4 protein-coding genes are annotated in these 3552 nt (G+C 69.1%); all 4 read right to left on the reverse strand.

All coding sequences use genetic code 11. From position 1 onward, the window contains the following. The coding region (locus tag N878_RS15190; RefSeq protein WP_021444472.1) for an enoyl-CoA hydratase/isomerase family protein at positions 1–709 on the reverse strand (709 nt) is incomplete at its 3' end. An 88-nt stretch (positions 710–797) separates the two neighbouring features. After that, a complete protein-coding gene (locus N878_RS15195) occupies positions 798–1616 on the reverse strand; it encodes an enoyl-CoA hydratase (protein ID WP_021444473.1) in 819 nt (272 codons plus the stop codon). Between the two features lie 54 nt (positions 1617–1670). Beyond that, on the reverse strand, positions 1671–2834 hold the full coding sequence (locus N878_RS15200) for an acyl-CoA dehydrogenase family protein (RefSeq protein WP_021444474.1): 1164 nt from the start codon (positions 2832–2834) through the stop codon (positions 1671–1673). Between the two features lie 6 nt (positions 2835–2840). Continuing rightward, on the reverse strand, positions 2841–3552 hold a 712-nt coding region (locus tag N878_RS15205; RefSeq protein WP_021444475.1), incomplete at its 5' end, for an ABC transporter substrate-binding protein.

Genomic DNA, 3552 nt, shown 5'->3' on the forward strand with positions numbered 1-3552 from the left:
GCCACTGCGCCTGCGGCAGCTCGCCGCGCGCCTCGCGTTCCAGCGCGCGCAGCAGGCTGTGCAGCTGCTGCGCGGCGTGCTCCCGCCAGTTGAGTTGCACCAGGCCTTCGATCAGGGCGTCCTGCTGCTCGTCGCGGAGGAAACGGTCGGCCAGGTTCAGATCCAGCGCGTCGCGGGCGTTGATGCTGGCGGCGCTGAGACCGAGGAACAGGCCGAGCCTGCCCGGCAGGCGGGCGAGGAACCAGCTGCCGCCGACGTCCGGGTACAGGCCGATATTGATTTCCGGCATGCCCAGGCGGCTGCTGGGGGTGACGATGCGGATCGCCGCGCCCTGCATCAGGCCCATGCCGCCGCCCAGCACGTGGCCGTGGGCCCAGCAGATCAGCGGCTTGGGATAGCTGTGGATGCGGTGGTCGAGGCGGTATTCGTCGGCGAAGAAGCGCCGCGCCAGCGGCGGCACCTCGCCGGGGTGTTCGCGGCACTGCTGCACCAGCTGCACCACGTCGCCGCCGGCGCAGAAGGCCTTGGGCCCGTTGCCGCGCAGCAGCACGCAGGCGATTTCGGGATCGATGGCCCAGGCCTTCAGGCGCGCATCCAGCGCCTCGATCATCGGCAGCGACAGGGCATTGAGGCTCTTCTCGGCATCCAGGCTGGCGATGCCGATGCGGTAGCCATGCAGGCTGGGGTGTTCTTCGAAGTGCAGGTTCATACAGGTTTCCAGCTTAGGGCGGGGCGGTTCTGGTGGATGTAAGAAGCGACATCCACCCTACGGGCCTGGCCGATTACGGTGCCACGAATCATTTGTTGCGCCACTGCGGGTCGCGCTTCTCGAGGAAGGCGTTGACCCCTTCGCGGGTGTCGTCGGCGTCGAACAGGTCGACGAAGCGCTCGCGCTCCTCCGCCAGCCAGGTGTTCGGGCCGCGCTCGCGCGCGCCCTGGATCAGCGGCTTGATGGTGCGCACCGCCACCGGACTCTGTCGCGCCACCTTGGCCGCCAGCAGCAGGGCATGGCCACGGGCCTCGCCGCTGTCCACCAGCTGTTCCACCAGGCCGATGCGCAGGGCGGTTTCGGCGTCGATACGTTCGCCGCAGAGGATCATGCGCTTGGCCCAGCCTTCGCCCACCAGCCAGGGCAGCGCCTGGGTGCCGCCGGCGCAGGGCAGCAGGCCCACCGCGGCCTCGGGCAGGGCCATCTGCGCCTGGCGTTCGGCGATGCGGATATCGCAGGCCAGCGCGCATTCCAGGCCGCCGCCCATGGCGTAGCCGTTGATCGCGGCGATGGACACCCCGCGGAAGTCGCGCAGGGTCTCGAAGGCCTCGCCGAAGCGCCGCGCCATCTCGCGGGCGCGCGCCTTGTCGCCGTCGGCGAACATGTTCAGGTCGGCGCCGGCGGAAAAGAACTTCGGCCCCTGGCCGGTCACCACCAGGGCGTAGATGTCGTCGTCGCGGTTGAGGTGCTCGACCAGCTGCTTGAGGCCGATCAGCGAGTCGCGGTCCCAGGTGTTGGCCGGCGGGTGGTTGATGGTGATCAGCGCGGTGTGGCCGTGCTTTTCCACGGTGAGCTTGTGGGTCAGGTCGAAGATGCCGGGCTTGTAGGCTTCGATGGCGGTGCTCATAAGGGTCCTCTTAAATGATGTTCCCCTCTCCCCCGGGGAGAGGGGATAAAGCGGTCACAGCAGGCGATCGAGCATGCCGCCCTGCTGCAGCAGGCGGCGGGCGACGATCACCCGCATGATCTCGTTGGTGCCTTCCAGTATCTGGTGCACGCGGCTGTCGCGCACCCAGCGCTCCAGCGGATAGTCGCTCAGGTAACCGTAGCCGCCGTGCAGCTGCAGCGCCTCGTTGCAGATGGCGAAACACTGGTCGGTGGCGAAGCGCTTGGCCATGGCGCAGTACAGGCTGGCCTCGGCGTGGTGCCGGTCCAGCTTGTCCGCGGCCAGGCGCACCATCTGCCGGCTGGCGGTCAGCTCGGTGAGCATATCGGCCAGCTTGAACTGTAGCGCCTGGAATTCGGCCAGTGGCTTGCCGAACTGCTTGCGCTCTTCCACGTAGTGCAGGCTCTGCTGCAGCGCCGCCTGGGCCGCGCCGAGCGAGCAGCTGGCGATGTTCAGGCGGCCGCCGTCCAGGCCCTGCATGGCGTAGACGAAGCCCTGGCCCTCCGGGCCGATGCGGTTGCCGGCGGGGATGCGCACGCCGTCGAAGGCGATGGTGCGGGTCGGCTGGGCGCGCCAGCCCATCTTGTCCTCGTTGCGTCCGTAGCGGATGCCGGCGGCGTCGGCCGGCACCAGGAAGCAGGAGATGCCCTTGGCGCCGTCCTCGCCGGTGCGCGCCATGACGATCAGCACATCGGTCGATCCCGCGCCGGAGATAAAGCACTTGCTGCCGTCGAGCAGGTAATCGTCGCCATCGCGCCGCGCACGGGTGCGCAGGTGGGCGGCGTCGGAGCCGGCGTCCGGCTCGGTCAGGCAGTAGGAGGCCAGCAGGCGGCCGTCGATCAGCCCGGGCAGGTACTGCGCCTTCAGGGCGTCGTCGGCGAAGCTCGCCAACATCCACGAGGCCATATTGTGGATGGTCAGGTAGGCGGTGGTGGCCACGCAGCCGGCGGCCAGCTGTTCGAAGATCAGCGAACTGGACAGCCTCGACAGGCCCAGGCCGCCGTCCTCCTCCTTGAGGTACAGGGCCAGGTAGCCCTGCTCGGCGGCGCGGCGGATCACCGGCAGCGGGAAGTGGTGGTCGCGGTCCCAGTCGCCGGCGTGCGGCGCCAGCTCCCGCGCGGCGAAGGCGCGGGCGCTGTCGGTGAGCAGGCGTTGTTCGTCACTGAGTTCGAAGTCCATGGCGCCTCATTGCAATGTCAAAGGTTGGCCGCCGGCGCGGCGCTCGGCCTGCCACTGCGCCAGATTGGGCAGCGCGGTGTCGGCGTCGAGGCGGTCGACGATTTCGAAGTAGTCCTGCTTGAGCGGGTCCTTGAGCACCTCATCGCGCGGCTTGACCCGCACCGCGTAGACCGTCTGCAGGTTCTGGTGATCGAAGGCGCGCCACTGCTGTTCGTCCTTCAGCAGGCTGTAGCGGTGGCCTTCCAGCGCCTTGATCAGCGCCTCGCTATCCAGGCTATTGGCACGCTTGGCGGCATCGGCCCACTGCTGGACGATGCTGTAGGCCGAGGCGGCGGAACTCGAGGGGTACATCTGGTAGCGCGCCTTGAAGGCGGCGACGAAGGCTTCGCCGCGGGCGGATTTCTCCAGCGCCGGCACGCGCCAGGTCCAGGGTTCGGTGCCGATCACGCCCTGCATCAGGTCCGGGCCGGCCTGCTCGACCATGCTCTGGGTCAGGTTCGGCGCGATGACCTGCATGCGCTCGGTCAGGCCCAGGTCCTTGGCGATGCGCATGGCGCGCACCAGGTCCTCGCCGAACAGCACCAGGGCGAGGATATCGGCATCGCTCGCGGCGGCCTGGGTCAGGGCATCCTGGTAGTCGGCCAGGCGTGCGCCGGGGAAGGGCACGCGCACGCCGGCGTGCTGGCCGACGTCGTCGCTGGCGGTGGCCTGGCGCAGC

The organism is Pseudomonas sp. EGD-AK9 (genome assembly GCF_000465935.2).
Lineage (GTDB): Bacteria > Pseudomonadota > Gammaproteobacteria > Pseudomonadales > Pseudomonadaceae > Aquipseudomonas.

What these genes read in the sequence shown, in the direction of transcription:
- N878_RS15200 (WP_021444474.1), bottom strand. Translation starts at nt 2,834, where the DNA reads ATGGACTTCGAACTCAGTGACGAACAACGCCTGCTCACCGACAGCGCC.
- N878_RS15195 (WP_021444473.1), bottom strand. Translation starts at nt 1,616, where the DNA reads ATGAGCACCGCCATCGAAGCCTACAAGCCCGGCATCTTCGACCTGACC.